This is a genomic window from Embleya sp. NPDC059213 (assembly GCF_042754445.1).
Taxonomy (GTDB): Bacteria; Actinomycetota; Actinomycetes; order Streptomycetales; family Streptomycetaceae; genus Embleya.
Genome location: NZ_JBHZAV010000012.1, coordinates 84,061 through 108,384, shown reverse-complemented (window position 1 = coordinate 108,384; position 24,324 = coordinate 84,061). Strand labels below are relative to the sequence as shown.

The window sequence follows — 24,324 nt, the reverse complement described above, 5'->3', positions numbered from 1 at the left end:
CCGTAGACACCTTGAATTATGAATACAGAATACATGAACGGGAGGTCGACGTGGGGTTGACGCGAGTACCCGGGCTGCTGTTCGGGGGTGACTACAACCCCGAGCAATGGCCCGAGGAGGTCTGGGTCGAGGACGCCAAGCTGATGGTCGAGGCCGGGGTGAACATGGCGACGGTCGCCGTCTTCTCCTGGTCACGGCTGGAACCCAGGCCTGGCGAGTACGACTTCGGCTGGTTGGACCGGGTACTCGACCTGCTGCACGAGCACGGCATCGCCGCCGACCTGGCCACCGCGACCGCCACCCCGCCGCCGTGGCTGGTCCGCGAGCACCCGGAGCTGTTGCCGGTCGACGCGAACGGCACCCGGCTCGAATTCGGCTCCCGGCAGGGCTACTGTCCCAGCTCGCCGATCTTCCGCGCGGCCACCGTGCGACTGGCCCGGGCGATGGCGGAGCGTTACGGCGAGCACCCGGCGCTGGCGATGTGGCATATCGGCAACGAGTACGCCGACCACACGCTGGAATGCTTCTGCGACGAGTCCGCCCGGCACTTCCGCCGCTGGCTGGCCGAGCGATACCGGGACATCGACGGCCTCAACGCCGCGTGGGGCACCTCGTGTTGGGGTCAGCACTACACCGACTTCGAACAGATCGCCCCGCCGCGCGCGGCGCCGGGCCCGATCAACCCGACCCAGGTGCTGGACTGGCGCCGGTTCTGCTCGGACGCGCTCCTGGAGTGCTTCGAGGCGGAGCAGCGCGTACTGCGCGAGGTCACCCCCGACATTCCGGTGACCACGAACTTCATGAGCATCCTGGCCGGCCTGGACTATTGGAAATGGGCCGAGGCCGAGGACTTCGTCAGCGACGACGCCTACCCCGACCCGGCCGACCCCACCTCGCACGTGGGCATCGCGCTCAGCTACGACCTGATGCGCTCGCTCAAGCGGCGCCCGTGGCTGCTGTTGGAGCAGGCCCCGAGCGCGGTGAGCTGGCGCGAGGTCAACGTGCCCAAGCCGCGGGGCAAGATGCGCCTGGACAGCCTCCAGGCACTCGCGCACGGCGCCGACGGGGTGATGTTCTTCCAGTGGCGCCAGGCCCACTACGGGCCGGAGAAGTTCCACTCCGCCCTGCTCCCGCACGGCGGCGTGCAGACCCGCGGCTGGCAGGACACGCTGCGTCTGGGCGGCGAACTGGCCAGGCTCGCCGAACTCGCCGGCACCACCAGCCGCGCGGACGTCGCCCTGCTGCTGGACTGGTCCTCCTGGTGGGGCCTGGAGGCGCCCGAGTCGATGCCGTCCAAGCGGCTGGAACTCAAGCGCCTGCTCACCGCCTGGTACACCCCGCTGCACGCCCTCGGAATCACCGTCGACCTGGCCCCACCGGACCGTGACCTGTCCGACTACCGCCTGGTCATCGCGCCCAACCTGTACCTCTGCACGGACGAACAGGCGGCCCGACTGCGGGCGTTCGACGGCGAGCTGATCGTCGGCCCGTTCAGCGGCGTGGTCGACGCGGCCGACCGGATCCATCCCGGCGGGGCCCCCGGCCCCCTGCGCGAGCTGCTCGGGGTGAGCGTCGACGAGTTCTGGCCGCTCGCCGACGGCGACACCAGGCTCGTCCGGCACGCCGACGGCACCGCGGGCGGCGCGACCCGATGGGCCGAGTGGCTGCGTGTCGAGGCGGCCACACCGATCGCCACCTACGCGGACGGCGACCTGGCCGGGCAACCCGCGATCACCCGACACGGCCGCGCCACCTACGTCGGCTGCGACCTCGACGACGTCACGCCCGTACTGACCGAGGTACTCACCCGCGCGGGCGTCCGCCCCGTCGCGGACGTGCCCCCCGGGGTCGAGGCCACCTGCCGCAGCGGACCCGACGCCGACTACCTGTTCCTGCTCAATCACGGCACGACCACCGCGACTGTGACCCTGCGCGCCCCCGGCACGGACCTGCCGACCGGGCGCGACCTGCACGGCCCGATCGAGATCGGGCCCAGGGACGCCGTGGTGCTGCGCACCGCTCACGAGGGAGAGAAGTGACCCACCCCTACATACCCAATGCCGAGCCGGCCGTCCGGGCCGAGATGCTGGCCGCGATCGGGGTCGAGTCCATCGAGGACTTCTATGCCGCCATCCCCGCCGCGCTGCGCCTGAACCGGCCGCTCGACCTGCCCGCGCCGATGGCCTCGGAACACGAACTGGTCCGGCACATGCGCGGGTTGCTCGCACGCAACACCGACACCACCGAGGTGCTCAGCTTCCTCGGCGGCGGCTGCTACCCGCACCACGTGCCCGCCGTGTGCGACGAGGTCAACTCGCGCGGCGAGTTCCTCACCGCCTACGCCGGCGAGCCGTACGAGGACCACGGCCGATTCCAGGCGCTCTTCGAGTACGTCAGCATGATGGGCGAACTCCTGGAGATGGACGTCGTCAACGTCCCCACCTACGACGGCTTCCAGGCGACCGGCACCGCGCTGCGGATGGCCGCCCGCTACACCGGCCGATCCAAGGTGCTGGTCACCGCCGCGATCGGCGCGGACAAGCTGAGCAAGCTGCACGACTTCCTCTCGCCCGACGTCGAGATCGTCATGATCGCGATCACCGAGACCGGCGAGGCAGCCGAGTTCACCGTCGACGATACCGTCGCCGCGGTCTACCTGGAGAGCCCCAACCTCTACGGCGTGGTCGAGAGCCGGACCGCCGAGATCGCCGAACTCGCGCACGCCCAGGGCGCGTTGCTCGTGGTGAGCGCCGACCCGATCTCGCTCGGCGTACTCGCCCCGCCCGCCACCCTCGGCGCGGACATCGTCTGCGGCGACATCCAGTCGCTGGGCATGCACCAGAGCTACGGCGGCGGCCACGCCGGCTACATCGCCACCCGGGACGAACCGCGCCTGGTCGCCGAGTTCCCCTCGCGCCTGTTCGGCATCGCGCCGACCGCGGTACCCGGCGAATACGGCTTCGGCGACGTCTACTACGACCGCACCTCCTTCGCACTGCGCGAGGAGGGCAAGGAATGGGTGGGCACCGCCGCCTCGCTGTGGGGCATCACGGCCGGCGTCTACCTCGCCCTGATGGGCCCCGAGGGCATGCGCGAACTCGGCGAGACGATCCTGGCCCGCACCCGCTACGCGATGGACGAACTGGCCGCCGTACCCGGGGTGTCGGTCAAGCACGCCCAGGCGGTGCACTTCCGCGAGTTCGCGATCGAGGTGGCCGATACCGACGCGCTGCTCACGGCGCTGCGCGAGCACGGCATCTACGCCGGCATCGCGCTGGACGCCACGACGCTGCTGGTCTGCGTGACCGAGCGGCACGGCAAGGACGACATCGACTCGCTGGTGCGAGCGGTACGAGAGGTGCAGGGCTGATGGGTGCCGTCGGAGAATCCTTCGCGAAATTGCCGATCGAGGCGAAGCCGCCGCTGCGCCGGTTCCACCAGGCGCGCTGGGACGAGCCGATCATCTTCGAGCTGTCCAGCCCCGGCCGGCGCGGCATCGGGGTGCCCGAGGCGGGCGTGCCCGCCGTGGAACTGCCCGCCGGCATCCGGCGCGAGACGCCGCCCGCGCTGCCGCAGATGTCCCAGTTGCACGTGCTCCGGCACTACATGCGACTCTCCCAGGAGACCATCGGCGTCGACCTGGGCATCGCCGTCGGCCAGGGCACCTGCACGATGAAGTACAGCCCCAAGATCAACGACCGGTTCGTCGCCGACGCCAAGATCGCCGAACTGCACCCGGCCCAGCCCGAGGACAGCGTGCAGGGCGTGCTCGCGATCTACTGGCACCTGGAGCAGATGCTCAAGGAGATCTCCGGCCTGAACCGGGTCTGCCTGCAACCGGGCTCCGGCTCGGCGGCGATCTACGCCAACATCGCGATGATCCGCGCCTACCACGCCTCGCGGGGCGAGGGCGAACAGCGCGACCAGGTGATCACCACGATGTTCTCGCACCCCTCGAACGCGGCCTGCGCCAAGGTCGCCGGGTACGAGGTGATCACCTTGATGCCCGACGCCGACGGCTACCCGGACATCGAGGCCCTGCGCGCCGCCGTGGGCCCGCGCACCGCCGCGCTGATGATCACCAACCCGGAGGACACCGGGATCTACAACCCCCGGATCGCCGAGTTCGTCGAACTCGTGCACGGGGCGGGCGGGTTGGCCTGCTACGACCAGGCCAACGCGAACGGCATCCTGGGCATCACCCGGGCCGCCGACGCCGGGTTCGACCTGTGCCACTTCAACCTGCACAAGACCTTCTCCACCCCGCACGCGTGCGGCGGCCCGGCGGCGGGCGCGTGCGGTGTCGCGGAGAAGCTGGTGCCGTTCATGCCCGGCCCGACCATCGAGTTCGACGGCGAACGCTACTTTCTGGACACCGACCGGCCGCAGTCGGTCGGCAAGATCCGGCCCTACCTCGGGGTCACCCCGAACGTGGTGCGCGCCTACGCGTGGATCATGGCGCTGGGCGCCGAGGGTCTGCGGCAGGTGGCCGAGACGGCGGTGCTGAACAACAACTACCTGATGCACAAGGTGTTGCAGATCCCCGGTGCCTCCGCGCCGTGGAACAAGGACCGGCTGGAGCAGGTCCGCTACTCGTGGCAGGCGCTCTACGAGGACACGGGCGTGCACTCGGAGGAGATCGGCGTGCGCGCGTCCGATTTCGGCGTGCACTACTGGACCAGCCACCACCCGTACCTGGTGCCCGAGCCGTTCACCCTGGAGCCGACCGAGTCGTACTCCAAGGAGGACCTCGACGAATACGCCGCGATCCTGGCGCACGTCGCGGACGAGGCGCGCAGCGAACCGGAGTTCGTCAAGGGCGCGCCGTACAACCAGACCGTGCACAAGATCGACCCGACCTGCCTGGACGACCCGGAGCAGTGGGCGACGACCTGGCGGGCGTACGTCCGCAAGCACCTGTCATGAGAGTCGGCCTGGTCGTCAACCCGGTGGCCGGCCTCGGCGGGGCGGCCGGGCTCAAGGGCAGCGACGGCGCCGACGTGCAGCGCGAGGCGCTGGCACGCGGGGCGATCGCCCGAGCCGGGGAGCGCGCGACCGCGGCCGTGCGCGCGCTCCTGGCCGCCCGCCCGGACGCCACCGTGGTCACCGTGCCCGGCGCGATGGGCGAGCACGCCGTGCGCGCCGCCGGCGCGGTGCCCGAACTGGTGGCGTGCACACCGGGGGAGCCGTCCTCGTCCGCCGACACCCGGGCCTGCGTCCGGGCGTTGGCGGCGGTGGATCTGCTGCTGTTCGCGGGCGGCGACGGCACCGCCCGGGACGTGCTGGACGCCGCGCCCGGCATGCCGGTGCTCGGCATCCCGGCCGGGGTCAAGGTCTACTCCGGCTGCTTCGCGGTCGGCCCGGCGGCGGCCGGCCACGCCGCCGCCGAGTTCGCCGGGGACACCACCGAGGCCGAGGTGGTGGACCTGGACGAACAGGGCTACCGCGAGGGCCGGGTCGGCCCCCGCCTGTACGGCACGCTGACCGTGCCCGCGGTCCGGGTCCGGCTGTCCGGTCGCAAGACCGGCTCCTCGGGCGCCGCGCCGGAAAGCATCGAGGCCATCGCCCGCGAAGTGGTCGCCCGGATGCGCCCGGGTGTGCGCTACATCCTGGGACCGGGCACCACCACCCATGCGGTCGGCCGCGCGCTGGGCGCCGAATCCACCCTGCTCGGCGTGGACGTGGTCGCCGACGGCGTGCCGATCGGGGTCGACCTGAGCGAGCGCGCGCTGCTCGACCTGGTGGAAGGGCACGAGACGGACGCCGTCGTGTCGGTGATCGGCGGCCAGGGCTTCGTGTTCGGCCGCGGCAACCAGCAGATCAGCCCGTCGGTGCTGGCCCGCGTGCACGGCCTGACCGTGCTCGCCACCCGCACCAAGCTGGCTGCGCTCGGCGGCCGGCCGCTGTTGGCGGACACCGGGGACCCGGCCACGGACGCCCGGTTGAGCGGTTTCGTCCGGGTGGTCACCGGCTACCGCGAGAGCGTCCCCTATCGAATTGTTCCTGCGAGTGAGGAGTGCTGCGGATGAACGGGATGACTGGATCCCTGCACGGCAAGGTCGCCATCGTCACCGGCGGCGGCTCGGGCATCGGCCGGGCCACCGCGCTGATGTTCGCCGCAGAGGGTGCGGACGTGGTGATCGCCGACATCGACGCGGCGGCGGCGACCCGCACCGCGCAGGAGATCACCGACCAGGGCTCCCGGGCGGTCGGGGTCGAGGCGGACGTCTCCGCCGAGGCCGACTGCGTGTCCGTGGTGTCCACGGCGGTGCAGACGTTCGGCGGGCTGCACGTGTTGTTCAACAACGCGGGCATCATCCGGCGCGCCGACGCGATCGGCACCTCGGTCGAGGAGTGGGACCGGGTGATGGCGGTCAACGTGCGCTCGGTCTTCCTGATGTGCAAGCACGCCGTCCCCGCGATGAGCGACGGTGGGTCCATCGTCAACACCGGCTCCGGCTGGGGTCTCAAGGGCGGCGGCAACGCGATCTCCTACTGCGCGTCCAAGGCCGCCGTGGTCAACATGACCCGGGCCCTGGCGATCGACCACGCGGCGGCCGGCATCCGGGTCAACTCGGTCAACCCCGGTGACACGGACACCCCGATGTTGCGCGAGGAGGCCCGGCAACTGGCCGAGGACTGGACGGCGTTCGCGGCCGACGCGGCGGACCGTCCGATGGGCCGCGCCGGCACGCCGGACGAGATCGCCCGCGCGGTGCTCTTCCTGGCCTCCGACGCGGCGAGCTACATCACCGGCACCGCCCTGGTCGTCGACGGCGGCGGCCTCGCCTAGTCATCCCGGCCCCGCTCCCGTCGTCGCCGTCGGCGACGGGCGCGGGCCCGGTCCCGGTACGTGCACGTCCCGCACCATTCCCCCCGGAGGCACATCGTGTCATTTTCCCGCGCAGCGAAGACCGTCGCCGTGCTGGCCGTCGGTGCCGCACTCGCCGCAACCACCGGTTGCGGCGGGAGCAGCGGCTCCGGCTCCGGCTCCGGCAAGACCACCGTCACCTGGTCGACCTGGGGCAACCCCGAGGAACTGGCCCGGTTCAAGGAGTTCGAGAAGGACTTCGGCAAGCGCCACCCCGACATCAAGCTGAAGCTCCAGGCGGTGCCGTCCTACAGCGACTACCACGCCAAGCTGCTCACCCAGCTCTCCTCCAAGACCGCGCCCGACGTGTTCTACGTCGGTGACGACTTCGCCGGCAAATTCGTTTCCGCCGGGGCGCTCGCGCCGCTCAACGAGAAGATGGCGGCCCCCGACAGCAAGGCCAAGCAGGAGGACTTCTTCGACGGGCTGTACGGCGGCGCGAAGAAGGACGGCAAGATCTACGGCATACCGAACGACGCCAACCCCGAGGTGCTCTGGTACGACAAGCAGACGCTCAAGGACGCCGGGATCACCGAGGACCCGGCCGCGCTGAACGCGCAGGGCAAGTGGACGATGGCCACCTTCCTGGAGATGAACCGCAAGCTCAAGGGCGCGGACAAGGCCGGTTCGGTCTTCTACAACTGGTACGGCTCGACCTACAGCATGATCAACGGCTTCGGCGGCAAGGTGTACGACGGCGGCAAGTTCGTCGGCAACACCGACCCCAAGTCGCGCGAGGCATTGAAGGCATTGGCGGACGGCTACCAGAACGGGACCTTCCTGGTCGCCGACATCCTGCCCGAGGGCAACGGCTCCGACGTGCAGTTCATCAAGCACAAGGTCGGCTTCGCCGCGGGCGGACGGTGGATGATCGACACGGTCAAGAAGGGGCAGCCGGACAACTACGACATCGTGCCGTTCCCGTCCCAGTCCGGCGTGTTGATGCCGCAGACGGTCGGCACCTCCTTCCTGGCACTCAACAAGGACGCCAAGAACGCGCAGGCGGCCTGGACCTTCATGTCCGAGTTCGTCTCCAAGGAGGGCCAGACCCTGCGCCTGAAGGGCGGCGGCAACGCGGTGCCCTCGGTCAAGGGCGCGGACAGCGTGGTGATGGAGGGCTACCCGGCGCACGCGCAGACCTTCGTCGACGCCCGGGACGGCGGCTTCGCCAACTACCCGGAAGAGGCCGGCGTGCCGGAACTGACGGCGAAGATCAACGAGTTGCTGCTGAAGTTGTGGACCGGCAAGGTCGGGTTCGACCAGGCGATGAACGACCTCGGCTCGCTCGTCTCCGGCAAACTGAGCTGACCGGGGGCCGCCGTGACCACGTCCACGCTCAGCCGCACCACCGACGCACGGCGCCCGGCCACCGACAAGCCCGACAGCCGCCGGACCCTTTTGGGCCGGCGGCGTCGGGAACGGTGGTGGGCCGCCCTCTTCCTCGGGCCGCAACTGGCCGCCCTGCTGGTCTTCACCCTGATACCGCTGGGCTTCGCCGTCGTGCTGGCCTTCATGAAGTGGGACGGCCTGGGTGAGAAGTCCTGGGTCGGCTTCGACAACTTCCAGACCCAGTTCTCCGACCCCACCTTCCGCGACGCGGTGCTCAACACGCTGACCCTGGGCCTGATCACGGTGCCGGTGGGGCTGGTACTCGCCCTGCTGATCGCGATGGCGCTCAACAACGTGCGCGGCAAGACCATCTACCGGGTGATCTACTTCCTGCCCGTGGTCACCAGTTCGGTGGCCGTCGCGGTGATCTGGCAGATGTTGCTGGCCAGCGGTGACCTGGGGATGCTCAACAACACCGTGCACGACTGGTTCGGCATCACCCTGCCGGACTGGCTCAACGACCCCGACTGGGTGATGGTCGCGATCGCGGCGGTGACCATCTGGTCCTCGCTGGGCCTGAACGTGGTGATCTTCCTGGCCGGCCTGCAGTCCATCCCGGCGCACCTGACCGAGGTGGCCCGGATCGACGGCGCGGGACCGTTGCGCATCTTCCGGCACGTCACGCTGCCGCTGCTGTCCCCGACCATCTTCTTCTCCTTCGTGGTCGCGGTGATCAGCTCGTTCCAAGCCTTCGACCAGATCTACGTGCTGGTCGACCCGGACCACAACGAGGGCGCCCGCACGATCGTCTACCAGGTCTACGACCTGGGCTTCAAGAAGTTCGAATTCGGCGCCAGCAGCGCCGCCGCCCTGCTCCTGACGCTGATGACGGTCGTGGTCACGGTCGCCCAGTTCGGCATGCAGAAGCGCTTCGTCCACTACGAGTCGTAAGAGAGGAGGGTCGTGATGGTCACTGCCATCCGCCGACGCGTCGGCACCGTCGCACTGCACACCCTGCTCATCGTGGGCGGGCTGCTGATGACGTTCCCGTTCGTGTGGATGCTGCTCACCGCGTTCAAGGGCGAGGGGCAGATGATCCAGGATCCGCTGGCCTGGCTGCCGGACCCCTGGCGCGCGAGCAACTTCCCCGACGCCCTGGACGCGATGCCGTTCGGCCGCGCCTACTGGAACAGTTTCTACATCGCCGCGATCACGGTCGTGGCCACCCTGCTCACCGCCTCGATGGCGGCCTATGCCTTCACCCGGATCGAATTCCCGTTCTCCCGCTCGCTGTTCGTGGTCTTCCTGCTCACCCAGATGGTGCCCACCCAGGTCACCCTGGTGCCGCTCTACGTGATGTTGTCGCACTTCGGCTGGATCGACACCCACCTGGCGCTGATCCTGCCCGCCATCGCGAACCCGTTCGCGGTCTTCATGATGCGCCAGTTCATCCGGGCGGTGCCGATCGAACTGGAGGAGGCCGCCCGGCTGGACGGCGCGAACCGGTGGACGATCTTCACCCGGATCGTGCTGCCCAACATCAAGCCCGGCATGGCCGCGCTCGGCATCATCGTCTTCCTGGGCAGCTGGAACAGCTTCATCTACCCGTTGATCTTCCTCAACTCCGAGGAAAACTTCACCGTTCCGATGTTGCTCGCCTCGTTCAAGGGCCAGCACGGCGGACTGGACTACGGCATGCTCCTCGCCGCTTCGACGATCTCCGTGGTGCCGATGCTGATCGCCTTCATGATCGGGCAGCGGAAGATCATCAACAGCATGGCGGCATCCGGCATGGGAGGCCGCTGAGATGACGGCGCACGACCGCGACCTGCTCGACCGGGTCGCGCCGGACCTGCGCGAACGCCCCTTCACCGACCGCGGTTCGCGGCTGCTGGTGTTGGCGCAGGAGGACGGCGACCTGTGGATCGCCCGGTCCGAGTACGAGACCCGACTCACCGACACGACCGTGCTCACCGGGCTGCGGATCGAGTCGGCGGGCGGCGACCCGCTGCCGATCCGCTCCGCGCACCCGGACCGGATCTCCTTCGCGGGCGGTGTGCACCTGGCCTTCGCCGATCCGGACACGCTCGTCTTGATCGGTACCGGTGCCCGGGCGCGCTGGCGGACGGCGGACGGCGCCGCGCACGAGGCGGCGATCGAGGGCTGCCGGGTGCTGGTGGGCCGGGACGCGCGGATCGAGGGGCCCGCCGTCCTGGCCGCGGCCGGCGCGCGCTGGAACGCCTGGTTCGAGCGCATGCCGGCGGTCCGCGCGGACCTGCGGGAGCGCGCCGCGATGGCGTGGTGGACGCTCGGGGTGAACCTGCTGCCGATCCGCTTCGCGGGCGGCCGGGAGGGCCTGGTCCCGTCCCGGTTCGGCTACGTCGGCGTGTGGAACTGGGACTCCTACTTCCACGCCATCGCGCTGCGGCACGGCGACCCCGAACTGGCCCGGGACCAGATCCGGATCCTGCTCGCCCACCAGCGCGCCGACGGGCTGATCCCCGACGTCGTGCACGACGAGGGCGTGCTGGCCGAGACCAACGACCTGCCGCGCTCGGACCGGGCCCGGCTGGCCGAGCACGTCGGCCAGGCCCTGGGCGAGGACGCGGCACCCGCCGCCGCGGCCGGCGACGCGGTTCCGGTGACCAAGCCGCCGCTGACCGCGTGGGCGGTCTGGAAGATCCACCGGGCGGCCCCCGACCTCGCCTTCCTGGCCGAGGTCTACGAGCCGATCGCCCGCTCCCAGGAATGGTGGCTGACCCACTCCGACCCGGACGGCGACGGCCTGGCCGAATACCTGCACCCGTACTCCAGCGGCCTGGACGACAGCCCGGTCTGGGACTACGGCCCGCGCGCCGAGCCGCCGGACCTGAACGCCTATCTGGCGCTCCAGTTCGACGTGTTGGGCGACATCGCCCAGGAACTGGGCCGAACCGAGGAGGCCGCGACCTGGCGCGAGCGGGCCGCGGCGCACACCGAACTCCTGGTGTCCCGGCGGTGGGACGGCAAACGTTTCACCACCGTCTCGGCGGGCCGCACGGTCCCGGTCCGCACCCCGCTGGAACTGCTGCCACTGCTCACCGGACGGTTGCCGCGCGAGATCGCCGACCGACTGGTCGAGGACCTGCGCTCGCCGAGCTTCTGGGGCGAACGCCCGGTGCCGACCGTGGCGTTCGACGACCCGAACTTCGATCCCGAGGCGATGTGGCGCGGGCCGGTCTGGCTCAACGTCAACTACCTGTTGATCGAGGGCCTGCGCCGCTCCGGATACCCGGACGTGGCCGACGAGTTGACCGAACGCACGGTGCGGATGGTGGCCGAGGGCGGCGGGTTGTACGAGTACTGGAACCCGCTCACCGGCGGCCGGGCCGGGCGGGCGACCACCGGATTCGGCTGGTCCAGCGCGCTGTTCGTGGACCTGGCCCGGAGCTGAGCACACCGCCCGCCGTCGCCGCATCCGGCGACGGCGGGCCGGACGCGCGGTTCAGCGGGCGTCGAGCACGTCGGCCAGGTCGTAGCGGGCCGGTTCGGCGAGTTGTTCATACGTGCACTGGGCCGGATCCTTGTCGGTGCGCCACCGGCGGAACCGGGTCGTGTGCCGGAACCGGTCGCCCTGGACGTGGTCGTAGGCCACCTCGCACACCGATTCCGGCCGCAACGGCACCCAGTCCGACAGCCGACCGCCCGACCAGCGGGTCACCGCGCCGGGCAGCCGATCCGCCTCGTGCGCCTCGGCCTCGGCCCAGTGCGCCCACGGATGCCCGGCCGGATCCGCCATCCGGTACGGCGCCAACTCCTCGACCAACTCGGCCCGCCGGGCCGCGGTGAACGCCGCACTGACACCCACGTGTTGCAGCCGACCACGGTCGTCGTACAGACCGAGCAACAGCGAACCCACCACCGGGCCCGACTTGTGCTCGCGATAGCCCGCCACCACGCAGTCCGCGGTGCGCTCGTGCTTGACCTTGACCATCGCCCGTACATCCGGCAGATACGGCCCGGCCGGGTCCTTGGCCACGACGCCGTCCAGGCCCGCGCCCTCGAACCGGTCGAACCAATCCTGCGCCACGCCCCGATCGGTGGTGGCGGGCGCCAGGTGGATCGGCGCCGACACCTCGGCCAGCGCCCGCTCCAGCGCGGCGCGCCGCTCGGTCAGCGGACGCGACAGATACGCCCGGTCGCCCAGCGCCAGCAGGTCGAACGCCACGAACGACGCCGGGGTGGTCTCGGCCAGCAACCGCACCCGCGAGGCCGCCGGGTGGATCCGGTCCTGGAGCCGATCGAAGTCGAGCCGTCCGTCCCGGGCGATGACCAGCTCGCCGTCCAGTACGCAGCGTGACGGAAGCAGCCGCAACACCGCGTCCACCACATCCGGAAAGTAACGATCCAGCGGCTTGGTGTTACGGCTGCCGATCAGCACCTCGTCGCCGTCCCGGAAGACGATCGCCCGAAACCCGTCCCACTTGGCCTCGTAGTGCAGGCCGGCGGGAATCCGCGCGGCGGCCTTGGCGAGCATCGGCTTGACCGGGGGCATCACGGGAAGGCGCATGCGGCTCAGTGTGCTCGGGCGCCGCACCGGTCGCCTCCGCAGCGGCCGAACGGCGGCACGCCATCGGGACGAAGCGGGGCAAATCTGCCTACCCTGAGGAATGAGCGCTGCCGAGGAATTCGAGGTCGACGGCAGGTCCGTCCGGGTGAGCAACGTCGACAAGATCTACTACCCGGAACGCGGCTTCACCAAGGGTGACGTGGTTCGCTACCTGATCTCGGTCGGCGGTGGCCTGCTGCGCGGTTTGCGGGATCGACCCACCACCCTGCAACGCTTCCCCGAGGGTGTGGACGGTGAGTCGTTCTTCCAAAAGCGGGTGCCCAAATACCTGCCGGACTGGATCCCCACCGCCCGGATCACCTTCCCCAGCGGTCGGCACGCCGACGAGATGGCCCCCGACAGCGTGGCCGCACTGGTCTGGGCGGGCAACCTCGGCTGCCTGACCTTCCACCCCTGGCCGGTCCGACGCAACGCCACCGAACACCCCGACGAACTGCGCATCGACCTCGACCCGCAACCGGGCACCGACTTCGCCGACGCGGTCCGCGCCGCACACGCGATGCGCGAGGTACTGGCCGACTACCGGCTGACCGCCTGGCCGAAGACCTCCGGCGGCCGCGGCCTGCACCTCTACGTGCCGGTCCGGCCCGAGTGGGAGTTCACCGGGGTGCGCCGCGCGGTGATCGCGCTGGGCCGCGAACTGGAGGCGCGGATGCCCGATCGGGTGACCACCGCCTGGTGGAAGGAGGAGCGCGGCGAACGCATCTTCGTCGACTACAACCAGATGGCCCGGGACCGCACCATCGCCGCCGCCTACTCGCCGCGGCCCACCGCCCGGGCGACCGTATCGGCCCCGCTGACCTGGGACGAGGTCGACGACGCGCACCCCGACGACTTCGACCTCGCGAGCATGCCCGAGCGCTACGCCCGGCTCGGCGACGTGCACGCGGACATGTCGGAGCACGCCTTCGACCTGCGCCCGGCGCTCGAACTGGCCGAGCGGCAGGCCCGCGACCACGGCGCGGGCGACCTGCCCTATCCGCCGGATCACCCCAAGATGCCCGGCGAACCACCCCGGGTCCAACCCAGCCGGGCCCGCGAACACTGAAGGCGAAATCCACGAACACCGAATGCGAAATCGGGATCCGAGACAGGAAAGAGTCCCTCATGTGTCTGTCGTTTCGTGCGCCGCTGTCCGTGCACAACCCCGTGTCGATCCACCATCCCTTCTCGACCCGCGCCCGGCTGTCCGTGCGCAAGGACGTGGGTCTGCTCGCGCTGCGCCTGGGCACCGGCGGCGTGTTGTTCGCACACGGCGCGCAGAAGTTGTTCGGCTGGTTCGGCGGCCACGGCCTGGCCGGTACCGGCTCGGCGATGGAACACATGGGCTTTCGGCCCGGTCGGCAGAGTGCGATCGCGGCCGGTCTCGGCGAGGCGGGCGGCGGGGTGCTCCTCGCGCTCGGCCTGGCCACTCCCGCGGCGGGCGCGGCGGCGGCCGGCGCGATGGCGGGTGCGGTCGCGGTACACGCGCCGGCCGGCTTCTTCGCGCAATCGGGCGGCTTCGAGTATCCGGCGTTCCTCGGCTTCGTCGCGGCCGGGCTCGGTCTCGCCGGCCCCGGGCGGTTCTCGGTGGACCACCTGACCTGCCACGTGCTGGACCGCCCGTGGGTGGTCGGCATCGCGTTCACCGGCAGCGCGGCCGCGGCCGCCGCGGTGATCGGCCGCCGCCGGGCCGCCGCCCAGGACGAGACGGACACACCGGCCGAGTAGGGCTCAGCGGCCGGCGCCGGCCCAGGCGAGCAGGCGCTCGACGGGCCACGTGGTGATCACCCGGTCCGTCGGCACCTCGCATGCGGTGGCCCGGGCGCAACCGTGGCCCTGCCAGTCGAGTTGGCCGGGCGCGTGTGCGTCGGTGTCGATCGAGAAGCAGACCCCGGCGGCCAGCGCCCGGCGCAGCAGCCGGGACGGTGGATCCCGGCGCTCGGGGCGGCAGTTGATCTCCACGGCGGTGTGCGACTCGGCACATGCGGCGAACACCGCGTCGGCGTCGAACGTGGACTCCGGGCGCTGCTTGCCCCCGATCAGTCGACCGGTGCAGTGGCCCAGCACGTTGACCCGCGGATTGCGCACCGCGGTCAACAGACGGCGGGTCATCGCCGGCTCCTCCATCCGCAGCTTGGAGTGCACCGAGGCGACCACCACGTCCAGGCGGGCGAGCAGATCCGGGTCCTGGTCCAGCGAGCCGTCGTCGAGGATGTCGCATTCGATGCCGGTCAACAGTCGGAACGGGGCCAGTTCGGCGGCGAGTTCGGCCACCACGCGCAACTGCGCGCGCAGCCGCTCGGCGGTCAGACCGCGAGCCACGGTCAACCGCGGCGAATGGTCGGTCAGGACGACCCACTCGTGCCCCAGGTCCCGTGCGGTGCGGGCCATCACGTCGATCGGGCTGCCGCCGTCGGACCAGTCGGAATGCATGTGGCAGTCGCCGCGCTGCGCGGCCAGCAGCGCCGCGCCGTCGGTGGGTACCGGCGAGGGGCGGGATTCCAGGTCGGCGAGGTAACCCGGCAGCCGGCCGGCCTGGGCCTGCTCGATGACGTCCGCCGTCTTGGGGCCGATGCCCTTCAGCCCGCCGAGCGTGCGCTGCTCGACCCGGCGGCGCAACTCGTCGGGCGTCAGTCCGGCCACCACCGCGGCCGCGGTCCGGAACGCCTTGACCCGGTACGTCGGCGCCTGGTCGCGTTCGAGCAGGAACGCGATGCGATCCAGTGCGGTCACGGGGTCGGGGGCGGGGCCGGGCGGGGAGGCGGGCGAGGGTCGGGGAGCCATGGGGGGACTGTGGCCGCGCCGGGCGAGGGTAAACCGCGCGAGTAGGCCGATCGGCGTTCATCCGCGGGAGTCGGCGCGGGAGCCGGTGCGCGAGTTCCCGTGGGAGTTGCGGTGCGGAACACGAGCCGGCGTCGACCGGGTGCGTGTCCCGGGTGCGGGTGAATTCGGGATGCGGGTGAATACGGCTAGCGACCGGGTTCCTCGTCCTTCATGCCCTTGCGGATCTCCTCGCGCAGTTCGGGCGAGTCGGTGTGCCCGTGCACGGTCTGGGCATGCTGGGTGGCGGCCACGAGGACTTCGTCCTCGGAGCCGGCGATGGTGAGCGTGCACCCGGACTCACTGGGCATGTCCCGGCAATCGACGATCTTGCGCATGACGTCCTCCCGGACTGGGCTCTCGTCCCCGAGGGGCACGGTCCCGGGCACGACGGCGCGAGACCATGGTCATAGTTTAGTCCGTTTTGTGGCTATTTTCGGGCTCGGGTGAGTGGCCCGGCCCCGCCGCTGCGACCCGTGATGACGCGGGTCGCAGCGGTGACCGGGCCGCCGGCCGGTGCTAGCCGTTGGCGAACTCGTGCACGCCCCACCAGCCGGTTTCGTCGCGGTAGATGCCGATGCCCGCCTCGGTGTGGGTCGGGTCGGTCTGGTTGCGGTAGTGGCCCGGGCTGTGTCGCCACATGTCCTGGAACTTCTCGGCCGCCTGCCGGGCGGTCATGGCCGGGTCGCCCCACCACACGATGTTCTCGGCCACGCCGGTGCGGGCGCCGGTGACCAGGACGTCCGCCTCGGGGCCGGAGTGGGCGAAGCCGGTACGACGCATGTGTTCGGCCCACTTGCGGGCGAAGTCGCTCAGGTCGGTGCTCGCCCGGAGCGGCCGGAGGCCGACCTTCGCGCGTTCGGCGTTGAGCAGTTCCAGGGACATCGCCTCGGCGTCGGCACTCGACTGGGACGCGGGCCGGTTGCCGCGCACGGTGGGGTTGGCCCCGGGCGGCCCGTCCGCCGCCGAGGCAGTGGTGGGTCGGGTGCTCCTGGTCGCCGGGGCGGCCTTGCCGTTCGTCCCGACGCGGCTGGGGCTGCCGGTCGGGGTCGGCGTGCGCGTCGCGGGCGCGGTGCCGGTGCTCGGGCCGGTGCTGCCGGCCGGCTGCCCGGGGGCGGGCGAGGTGGGCGCCGCCGACGTGGGGGCCGTGGCCGCGGTGTCGGTCGGAGCCGCCGGCCGGGCCGCGCCGTCGTGCCGCTCGGCGGGCGAGCCGCAGCCGGCCAGCACGAACGCGGCCAGTGTCGCGGCGAGGGTGGTGGACACGGCCCGGTGGTGTCGGTACAGCCGGTGGTGTCGGTACTGCACGATGCGCAACTCCTCGAAAGGTACGGCTACTCGCCCGGCACGAACGCCGGGGACACCTGGGAGAGCCGCGGGGCGCGGGTGGATAACACAAATACCGAATCGAGTTCCGGGCGGGCGGGGCGGGTCAGGCCGGTGTCGCGAAGATCTGGGTCCACCAGGTCGTGCCGCCCGGGCCGACCGCGGCGCCGACGCCGATGTCGGTGAAGCCGCAATCGAGGATGTTGCCCCGGTGGATCGGACTGGCCAGCCACTGTGCGACCACCGACGCGGCGTCCGACCGACCCCGATCGAGGTTCTCGCCCCACTGCCGCCACCGGTAGCCGGCGGCGGTGATCCGGGCGTCGGGGCGCACCCCGTCCGGGGTCACGTGGTCGTAGAACCGGCGGGCGAGCATGTCGTCGGAGTGTTTGCGGGCGGCGCCGCGCAGCCGGTCGTCCACCCGGACCGGAGCACAACCGTGCTCGGCGCGGGCCGCGTTGACCAGGTCGACCACGGCACGTTCGAGCCGGGGCCGAGGGTCGGTGGAGGCGGAGGCGGTCGTGCGGGTGCCGACGGGCTCGGTCGTGGGTGTGGGCGTGGCCGGCCGCGTGGCGCTCGGCGCGGTGGCGGGCCGCGGGTCGGTGGTGGGCGCGGTGGTGGGCGTCGGAGCGGCGTCGGCGCCCGGCGGGTGGGCGGCGGGCGTGTTTCGGGTCGGCGGGGCGTGGTGGGGGCGGTCGACGATGACGACAGCGGCAAGGACGAGCAGGCCGATTGCCGCGGCGCCGAGCGCGAGCCCGCGCGGGCGGCGACTCGGGCGCGGCGCGGCGTGGCCCGGCGGGGCCGCGTGCGTCCCGGGCGACGGGGCGGCCGGGCCGGTGGCGCCGGGCGGGCCGGGATGGGTGGGTGGACCTGCCTGGGTGACCGCGCTCGGGTCGGTGGGTGGGCCCGGGTGGGTGAGCGCGCTCGGGTCGGTGGGTGGGCTCGCTTGGGCTGGCGGGCTCGGGTGGGTGGCCGGGCCCGGGGCGGCGAGGGGGGCCGTCGCGCCGGTCGCCGACCATGGGCCCCGGGCGAGCAGGTGCAGCAGGACGGCGGTGGGCGGCAGCAGGGCCAGGCCCGCGAGCAGGCCCTCGACCGGGGCCAGGTCGTACCGGTGCGCGCCGCACGCGCCACACCCGCGGGCGTGGCGGGCGATGCGTTTGCGCCACAGCGGCGTCGGCTGCCCGTCCCAGGCCGCGAGCAGCGCGCCGGCCTGCGCACAGCGCGGGTCGGCGGCGAGGGCGCGGACCACCACCCGGGCCGCCTCCAACTGCTCCTTCATGCGCTGGACCCGGACCGCCACGTGGGTCGCGGGCAGGTCCAGGGCCGCGGCGAGTTCGGCCCGGGTCAGGGTGCCCGCCGCCTCCAGCCACCACAGGGCGAGCAGTTCGCGGGTGTCCGGGTCCAGCCAGCGGGTCGCCTCCGCGACGTCGCGGCGCTGTCCGGACAGGCCCAGCCGCAGGATGGTCAGGTCGGCGAAGTCGGCTGCCGGGTCCGGGTATTCGGCGATCTCGTCGAGCGGGGTCGTGGTCGCCCGGCGGGCGTGCCGACGGCGCACCTGATTGACCGCGATGGCCACCAACCAGGACCGGAAGCGCTCCGGATCGCGCAGGTCGCCGAGGCCGGACACCGCGCACAGCATGGTCTCCTGCACCACGTCGTCGACGTCCGCGTGCCCGTTCAGCGCCCGGCCGACGATGTTGTAGACCAGCGGCAACCAGTCGGCCACGAGTCGGTCCCGGGCACGCAGATCACCACCCTGGGCCGCGACGACCAGGGCGGTGTTGGGCTCGTTGTCCACGTACGTCCACTCTCCTCGACCGGCGTGCCGGGCCCACTCCCGGGCATCCGCCACTCGGGAGAGCGTCCGGGGCGGCGCGGATAACGGAAATCGCCGAACGAGTTCCGAACGTACCGACCCGGCGCCGCCGGCCGTCGCTCAGTTCGGCCGGGTCGCCAGCAGCTTCTCGACCCGGGAGCGCACCTCGGGGGTGTCCAGCCCACGAATGGTCACCGTGGTCCGGCGGCGCAGCACGTCGTCCACCGTCATCGCCCACTCGTGGGCGCGCGCGTAGGCCACCTGGGCCCAGATGTCCGGCCCGTCCGGGTGGATGCGCTCGCCGAGTTCGCGGTCGCCCCGCACCAGCGCGGCCAGGTCGTAGGCGAGGTTGCCGTAGTGCGACGCCAGGTGGCGGGCCACCACCGGGTCCACGCCGTCCTCGGGGGTGGCCTCGCCGAGCAGCCGGTGGGCCACCGCCTCGGGGTTCGCCGAGCCCGGCAGTGCCACCCGGCGCAGCGGGGTCGCCATGTCCTGCTCCAGGGCCACGACGCCGGCCTTGGCCAGCTTGTCCAGCACGGTCCGGCCGATGTGCCGGTAGGTGGTCCACTTGCCGCCCGCCACCGACAACATGCCGCCGCGCCCCTCGGTGACCACGGTCTCGCGCTTGGCCTCGCTCGTGGCGCCCGCGCCGCCGGGCAGGACCCGCAGGCCCGCGAACGCGTAGGTGATGTCCTCGCGGCGCAACTGGGGCGGGTCCACCGCGCTGCCCGCCTCGTCCAGGATCTGGGCGATGTCGGCCTCGGTGGGGGAGACCTTGCCCGGGTCGCCCTCGTAGGCCTCGTCGGTGGTGCCGAGCAGCAGGTGCTCCTCCCACGGAATCGCGAAGGACACCCGGTACTTGTCGATCGGGATGGTCAACGCGGCCCGCCACGGCTGCTGTTGACGCAGCACCAGGTGCACACCCTTGGACAGCCGGATGCTCGGCTCGGCGGTCGGGTCCTCCATCCGGCGCAGGTGGTCCACCCACGGGCCGGTCGCGTTCAGCACGACCCGCGCGTGCACGCCGAACTCGGTGCCGTCGAGCCGGTCGCGCAGTTCGGCGCCGGTGACCCGGCCGCCGGGGTCCTTGCGCAGGCCGACCACCTCGGCGTGGTTGAGCACCACCGCGCCGGCCTCGACCGCGGCCCGCACGGTGGTCACCGCGACGCGGCTGTCGTTCATCTGGTGGTCGCCGTACACCGCGGCGCGGCGCAGGCCCTCCTTGCGCAGGGCCGGGACGAGTTCGAGCGCGTTCTCGGGGCCGATCACCTTGCCCATGCCGTCGCCGAACGCGGACAGCGCCGAGTACAGGAACACGCCGGCGCCGAGCTTGGCCGAGCCGTGCGGGCCGTCCTTGTAGACCGGCACCAGGAAGGACAACGGTCGCACCAGGTGCGGGGCCACGTCGCGGGCCAGCGTGCGGCGTTCGCGGTGGTTCTCCGCGACCAGCTTGAGGTTGCCGGTCTGTAGGTAGCGCAGGCCGCCGTGGACGAGCTTGGAGGACGCGGACGAGGTGGCGCCGGCGAAGTCGCCCGCGTCGACCATGGCCACCCGCAACCCGGTCTGGGCCGCGGTCCAGGCCACCGCCGTGCCGAGGATGCCGCCACCGATGACGAGCAGGTCGTGGGTGCCGCGCGAGAGTTCGGCGCGGCTGTGGGCACGAGCGGGAACGGTCGGATCCGTGGCGGTGCTCATCACGCGTCTTCTTTCCACTGGGCCGGGCCGCGAAGCGGTGGGACGGAGTCCCGATCCGAATCTACGTGGTCGGCATTGTCGAACGACGAACGACAGTTTTCATTGCCGGTCGGGCAGTGGTCAAGTGCCCCGGTCCGCGCCGGACGGCGAAGCGCGGCGCGGCGTCCGAAATAGGTCGATATAGCAGATCTCAGTACGGAAAGGTGGCACCCAGGTCGCGCGAGATGGCGCGTGCCGCGTCGCGCACCGAGGCCACCAGCGTGGGACGCGGTGCGCCGTCGGCGATGATCCGCTCGACCGCGCCGCTGATGCCCACCGCGCCCAGCGGCGTGCCGCGCCGGTCGCGGATCGGTGCGGCGATGGCCGCCAGGCCCAGGACCGACTCCTCGTTGTCGCACGCCCAGCCGCGTTCGCGCACCGTCACGCTCTCCGCGTCGATGGCGACCGGGTCGGTCAGCGTGCGGGCGGTGAAGGCGACCGGGTCGCGCTCGTCCAACTCGGCGCGCGCGGCCGGGTCGACCGCGAGCAGCACCTTGCCCCAGGCGGTGGAGTGCAGCGGCAACATCGCGCCGATCTCCAGCACCTGGCGGCTGTCGTCGGGCCGGAAGACGTGATGGACGACCAGCACGCCGCCCTTGTGCAGCACGCCGATGCGCACGCTCTCGCCACTGGCCCGGGCCAGATCGTCGGCCCAGACCAGGGCCCGGGCGCGCAACTCGTGCACGTCCAGGTAGGAGCTGCTCAGCCGGAGCAACTCGGCGCCGAGCTGGTACTTGCCGCTCTTGGCGTCCTGCTCGACGAACCCCTCCTGGTGCAGCGTGCGCAGGATGCCGTGCGCGGTGCCCTTGGCCAGACCCAGGGTGGTGGCCACCTCGCTCAGGCCGAAGCGCCGTTCGCCGCCGGCGAGCAGCCGCAGGATCGCCGCTGCGCGTTCGAGCGACTGGATGGGACCGGGCATACCCACTCCTCCATCGAAGATCAGGTTGGCAATGAAGATCGGGTTGGCAATGTAGAACAGCGGTCGTACACATGCCGGTCGGGTCCACCGTCCGCCCGTCGGGCCCGGCGCTCACGGGCGGGGTCGGGAACGAGATGTTCACGGACTCTTGACGGCGGCGCAACCCGCGGAGAACACTGCCGGACAGCGGTCGTCAATGTCGAATGCCAGTCAGAGTCATCGAATGGACCAGGCCCGGACGATTCCGATCCGAACGCGATCGGATCCGCCCGGCGTACCCACTGCGCGGCACCGCAGCGGCGGTCCCTGCGCGCCGCCCCGACGCGGCGCGGATTCCCGCTTCCCCGCACGGCGCGTCGATCCCGGCGCGCCGTGCGTCCGTCCGGCGCCGGAACCCGGCGCCGTCCCACCCGTGCAGGCACGAACGTGCAGTCGCGAACGTGCAGTCAAGAAGGGGCCGTGTTGTTGTGACGAGCGACAAGATCTTCATCGGCGAGACCCTGGGTACGGCCATCCTGCTGCTCCTGGGCGTCGGCGTGTGTGCGGCGGTCACCCTGAACCGATCCAAGGCGCAGAACGCGGGCTGGCTGGCGATCACCTTCGGCTGGGGCTTCGCGGTGCTGGCCGGGGCGTACGCGAGCGTGTCGTTGTCCGGCGCCCATCTCAATCCCGCCGTGACGTTCGGCATCGCCGTCAAGACGGGGGAATGGGACAAGGTGCCGGTGTATCTCGCCGGGCAGTTCACCGGCGCGGTGATCGGCGCGGTGCTGGCCTGGGCCACCTACCTGGGTCAGTTCAAGGAGCACGGCGAACCGGTGCTCGGCGTGTTCGCCACCTCGCCGGAGATCCGCAACCCGGTGCAGAACGTGATCACCGAGACGATAGCCACCACCGTGCTGGTCATCGTGATCCTGACCCAGGGCCTGACCGACGGGCTCGCCCTCTCCGGCACCGGCATCCTGATGACCGCGCTCCTGGTGGTGGGCATCGGCCTGTCCCTGGGCGGTCCGACCGGCTACGCCATCAACCCGGTCCGCGACCTCGGCCCGCGCCTGGCACACTCGCTGCTGCCCATTCCCAAGAAGGGCGGCTCGGACTGGGCCTACGCGTGGGTCCCCGTGGTCGGTCCCACCCTGGGCGGGCTGGCGGCCGGCGGGCTGTACCGGCTCGCATACTGAGTCCGCGCGTGCGCCGCCCGCCCCCCGCGTGCGCACCGACCCCGACCTTTCCCTCGGATCCTTCGGAAGAGGAGCCATGTCCGACACCTACATCGCCGCGATCGACCAGGGCACCACGTCCAGCCGATGCATCATCTTCGGCGCGGACGGGCGCATCGTCGCCGTCGACCAGCGCGAGCACCGGCAGATCTTCCCCCGTCCGGGGTGGGTCGAGCACGACGCCGCCGAGATCTGGGGCGTGGTGCAGGCCGTGGTCGCCGGCGCGCTCGCCCAGGCGGGCATCCGCCGCGAGCAGATCCGCGCGCTGGGCATCACCAACCAGCGCGAGACCACCGTGTTGTGGGACCGCCATACCGGGGTGCCGGTGCACAACGCGCTCGTGTGGCAGGACACCCGCACCGACGCGCTGTGTCGCGAACTGGGCGGCAACGTCGGCCAGGACCGGTTCCGGGTCGAGACCGGGCTGCCGCTCGCCAGTTACTTCGCCGGGCCCAAGATCCGCTGGCTGCTGGACAACGTCGAGGGGCTGCGCGAGCGGGCCGACCGCGGCGACATCCTGTTCGGCACGATGGAGTCGTGGGTGGTGTGGAACCTCACCGGCGGCCCGGACGGCGGGGTGCACGTCACCGACGTCACCAACGCCTCGCGCACGATGTTGATGAACCTGGAGACGCTGGACTGGGACGACCGGATCCTGCGGGCGATGGACGTGCCGCGTTCGGTGCTGGCCGAGATCCGCTCCTCCTCGGAGGTGTACGGCACCGCCCGGGGCATCCTGGAGGGCGTCCCGGTCGCCTCCGCGCTGGGCGATCAGCAGGCCGCGCTGTTCGGGCAGACCTGCTTCGAGGAGGGCGAGGCCAAGAGCACCTACGGCACCGGCAGCTTCCTGTTGATCAACACCGGATCGCGGATCGTGCAGTCGCACCACGGCCTGCTCAGCACGGTCGGCTACCGGCTCGGCAAGGAGGCGCCGGTCTACGCGCTGGAGGGTTCGATCGCGGTCACCGGTTCGCTGGTGCAGTGGATGCGCGACCAGATGGGACTGATCGGCACCGCGGCCGAGATCGAGACGCTCGCGCTGACCGTCGAGGACAACGGTGGCGCCTACTTCGTGCCGGCCTTCTCCGGCCTGTTCGCGCCGTACTGGCGCTCGGACGCGCGCGGGGTGATCGCGGGTCTGACCGCGTACGTGAACAAGGGGCACATCGCGCGCGCCGTGCTGGAGGCCACCGCCTGGCAGACCCGCGAAGTGGTGGACGCGATGGAACGCGACTCCGGCGTCAAGCTCGCCACGCTCAAGGTGGACGGCGGGATGACCGCCAACAACCTGCTCATGCAGACCATCGCCGACGTGCTGGACGCCCCGGTGGCCCGCCCGTTCGTGGCCGAGACCACCGCGCTGGGCGCGGCGTACGCGGCCGGGCTCGCGGTCGGCTACTGGCCGGACCTGGACTCGCTGCGGGCGAACTGGCACCGCGCCGCGGAATGGACCTCGCGGATGGACGACGCCACCCGCGATCTGGGCTACCGCAACTGGCGCAAGGCGGTGGCGCGCACGATGGACTGGGTCGAGGAGGGCGATCCGGTCCCCGGGGTCTGAGCGGCGCCGCGATCGGGACGGTCGTGCGGGCACCGAGCACGCTCTCGGTGCACGCCCCGCGGTTGAGCGTGAACAACACCCGGGAGAGCGGGGAGGGGGGGACGCGGGGTGTTAGGGGGGGTGGGCCCGAGCGGCCCGCGGGG

At 71.6% G+C, this 24,324-nt stretch carries 20 protein-coding genes; 13 read left to right on the top strand and 7 right to left on the bottom strand.

Translation table 11 applies throughout. From position 1 onward, the window contains the following. Positions 1-50: 50 nt before the first annotated feature. The 9 genes from ACFXMF_RS07550 to ACFXMF_RS07510 all read left to right on the top strand — a co-directional run bounded on the left by ACFXMF_RS07550 (position 51) and on the right by ACFXMF_RS07510 (position 11,633). Positions 51-2,039, top strand: a complete 1,989-nt coding sequence (locus ACFXMF_RS07550; RefSeq protein WP_379990831.1) for a beta-galactosidase — start codon at positions 51-53, stop codon at positions 2,037-2,039. Beyond that, the gene (gcvPA, locus tag ACFXMF_RS07545; RefSeq protein WP_379990830.1) at positions 2,036-3,370 is read left to right on the top strand and encodes an aminomethyl-transferring glycine dehydrogenase subunit GcvPA; all 1,335 of its coding nucleotides are present in this window, start codon (positions 2,036-2,038) and stop codon (positions 3,368-3,370) included. Before ACFXMF_RS07550 ends, gcvPA begins: the two co-directional genes overlap by 4 nt. Beyond that, positions 3,370-4,926 carry an aminomethyl-transferring glycine dehydrogenase subunit GcvPB gene (gene gcvPB / locus ACFXMF_RS07540; protein ID WP_360315091.1) on the top strand — a complete coding sequence of 519 codons (1,557 nt, stop codon included), beginning with the start codon at positions 3,370-3,372 and terminating at the stop codon, positions 4,924-4,926. Before gcvPA ends, gcvPB begins: the two co-directional genes overlap by 1 nt. Then, a complete protein-coding gene (locus ACFXMF_RS07535; protein WP_379990829.1) occupies positions 4,923-6,029 on the top strand; it encodes an ATP-NAD kinase family protein in 1,107 nt (368 codons plus the stop codon). The genes gcvPB and ACFXMF_RS07535 overlap by 4 nt, the downstream gene beginning before the upstream one ends. Continuing rightward, positions 6,026-6,793: an SDR family NAD(P)-dependent oxidoreductase gene (locus tag ACFXMF_RS07530; protein ID WP_379990828.1), complete on the top strand. Its 768-nt coding sequence runs from the start codon at positions 6,026-6,028 to the stop codon at positions 6,791-6,793. Before ACFXMF_RS07535 ends, ACFXMF_RS07530 begins: the two co-directional genes overlap by 4 nt. 96 nt (positions 6,794-6,889) lie before the next feature. Further along, on the top strand, positions 6,890-8,179 hold the full coding sequence (locus ACFXMF_RS07525) for a sugar ABC transporter substrate-binding protein (protein ID WP_360315085.1): 1,290 nt from the start codon (positions 6,890-6,892) through the stop codon (positions 8,177-8,179). 12 nt (positions 8,180-8,191) lie between these two features. Beyond that, positions 8,192-9,151, top strand: a complete 960-nt coding sequence (locus tag ACFXMF_RS07520; RefSeq protein WP_360315083.1) for a sugar ABC transporter permease — start codon at positions 8,192-8,194, stop codon at positions 9,149-9,151. Positions 9,152-9,166: 15 nt separating this feature from the next. Next, positions 9,167-10,006 (top strand): carbohydrate ABC transporter permease, encoded by an 840-nt coding sequence (locus ACFXMF_RS07515; RefSeq protein ID WP_360315081.1) that lies wholly within the window; start codon positions 9,167-9,169, stop codon positions 10,004-10,006. A gap of 1 nt (position 10,007) precedes the next feature. Continuing rightward, the gene (locus tag ACFXMF_RS07510) at positions 10,008-11,633 is read left to right on the top strand and encodes a trehalase family glycosidase (RefSeq protein WP_360315079.1); all 1,626 of its coding nucleotides are present in this window, start codon (positions 10,008-10,010) and stop codon (positions 11,631-11,633) included. Between the two features lie 51 nt (positions 11,634-11,684). On the opposite strand, the gene ACFXMF_RS07505 is transcribed toward ACFXMF_RS07510, so the two are convergent. Further along, positions 11,685-12,749 carry an ATP-dependent DNA ligase gene (locus ACFXMF_RS07505; protein ID WP_379991949.1) on the bottom strand — a complete coding sequence of 355 codons (1,065 nt, stop codon included), beginning with the start codon at positions 12,747-12,749 and terminating at the stop codon, positions 11,685-11,687. Positions 12,750-12,849: 100 nt separating this feature from the next. On the opposite strand from ACFXMF_RS07505, the gene ligD reads away from it, so the two are divergent. Next, positions 12,850-13,857 carry a non-homologous end-joining DNA ligase gene (gene ligD / locus ACFXMF_RS07500; RefSeq protein ID WP_360315075.1) on the top strand — a complete coding sequence of 336 codons (1,008 nt, stop codon included), beginning with the start codon at positions 12,850-12,852 and terminating at the stop codon, positions 13,855-13,857. Between the two features lie 59 nt (positions 13,858-13,916). Continuing rightward, complete coding sequence (locus ACFXMF_RS07495) at positions 13,917-14,519, top strand: DoxX family protein (protein ID WP_360315073.1); 603 nt, start codon at positions 13,917-13,919, stop codon at positions 14,517-14,519. Positions 14,520-14,522: 3 nt separating this feature from the next. Here ACFXMF_RS07495 and ACFXMF_RS07490 read toward each other — a convergent pair whose 3' ends face one another. The 6 genes from ACFXMF_RS07490 to ACFXMF_RS07465 form a co-directional block, all read right to left on the bottom strand. Continuing rightward, positions 14,523-15,575, bottom strand: a complete 1,053-nt coding sequence (locus tag ACFXMF_RS07490; RefSeq protein ID WP_379991951.1) for a PHP domain-containing protein — start codon at positions 15,573-15,575, stop codon at positions 14,523-14,525. 185 nt (positions 15,576-15,760) lie between these two features. After that, the gene (locus tag ACFXMF_RS07485) at positions 15,761-15,949 is read right to left on the bottom strand and encodes a DUF1059 domain-containing protein (RefSeq protein ID WP_360315069.1); all 189 of its coding nucleotides are present in this window, start codon (positions 15,947-15,949) and stop codon (positions 15,761-15,763) included. A 181-nt stretch (positions 15,950-16,130) separates the two neighbouring features. Beyond that, the gene (locus ACFXMF_RS07480) at positions 16,131-16,916 is read right to left on the bottom strand and encodes a CAP domain-containing protein (protein ID WP_360315067.1); all 786 of its coding nucleotides are present in this window, start codon (positions 16,914-16,916) and stop codon (positions 16,131-16,133) included. A 124-nt stretch (positions 16,917-17,040) separates the two neighbouring features. Then, positions 17,041-18,786, bottom strand: coding sequence for a sigma-70 family RNA polymerase sigma factor (locus ACFXMF_RS07475; RefSeq protein WP_380020562.1), 1,746 nt, complete (start codon positions 18,784-18,786; stop codon positions 17,041-17,043). 84 nt (positions 18,787-18,870) lie between these two features. Further along, positions 18,871-20,445, bottom strand: coding sequence for an FAD-dependent oxidoreductase (locus tag ACFXMF_RS07470; protein WP_379991953.1), 1,575 nt, complete (start codon positions 20,443-20,445; stop codon positions 18,871-18,873). Positions 20,446-20,635: 190 nt separating this feature from the next. Beyond that, positions 20,636-21,403 (bottom strand): IclR family transcriptional regulator, encoded by a 768-nt coding sequence (locus ACFXMF_RS07465; protein ID WP_360315061.1) that lies wholly within the window; start codon positions 21,401-21,403, stop codon positions 20,636-20,638. A gap of 467 nt (positions 21,404-21,870) precedes the next feature. Here ACFXMF_RS07465 and ACFXMF_RS07460 point away from each other — a divergent pair, with 467 nt between their 5' ends. Together ACFXMF_RS07460 and glpK are read left to right on the top strand one after the other, a co-directional pair. Next, on the top strand, positions 21,871-22,581 hold the full coding sequence (locus tag ACFXMF_RS07460) for an MIP/aquaporin family protein (RefSeq protein ID WP_360315059.1): 711 nt from the start codon (positions 21,871-21,873) through the stop codon (positions 22,579-22,581). Between the two features lie 76 nt (positions 22,582-22,657). Next, the gene (gene glpK / locus ACFXMF_RS07455) at positions 22,658-24,181 is read left to right on the top strand and encodes a glycerol kinase GlpK (protein ID WP_379992743.1); all 1,524 of its coding nucleotides are present in this window, start codon (positions 22,658-22,660) and stop codon (positions 24,179-24,181) included. Positions 24,182-24,324 lie beyond the last annotated feature (143 nt).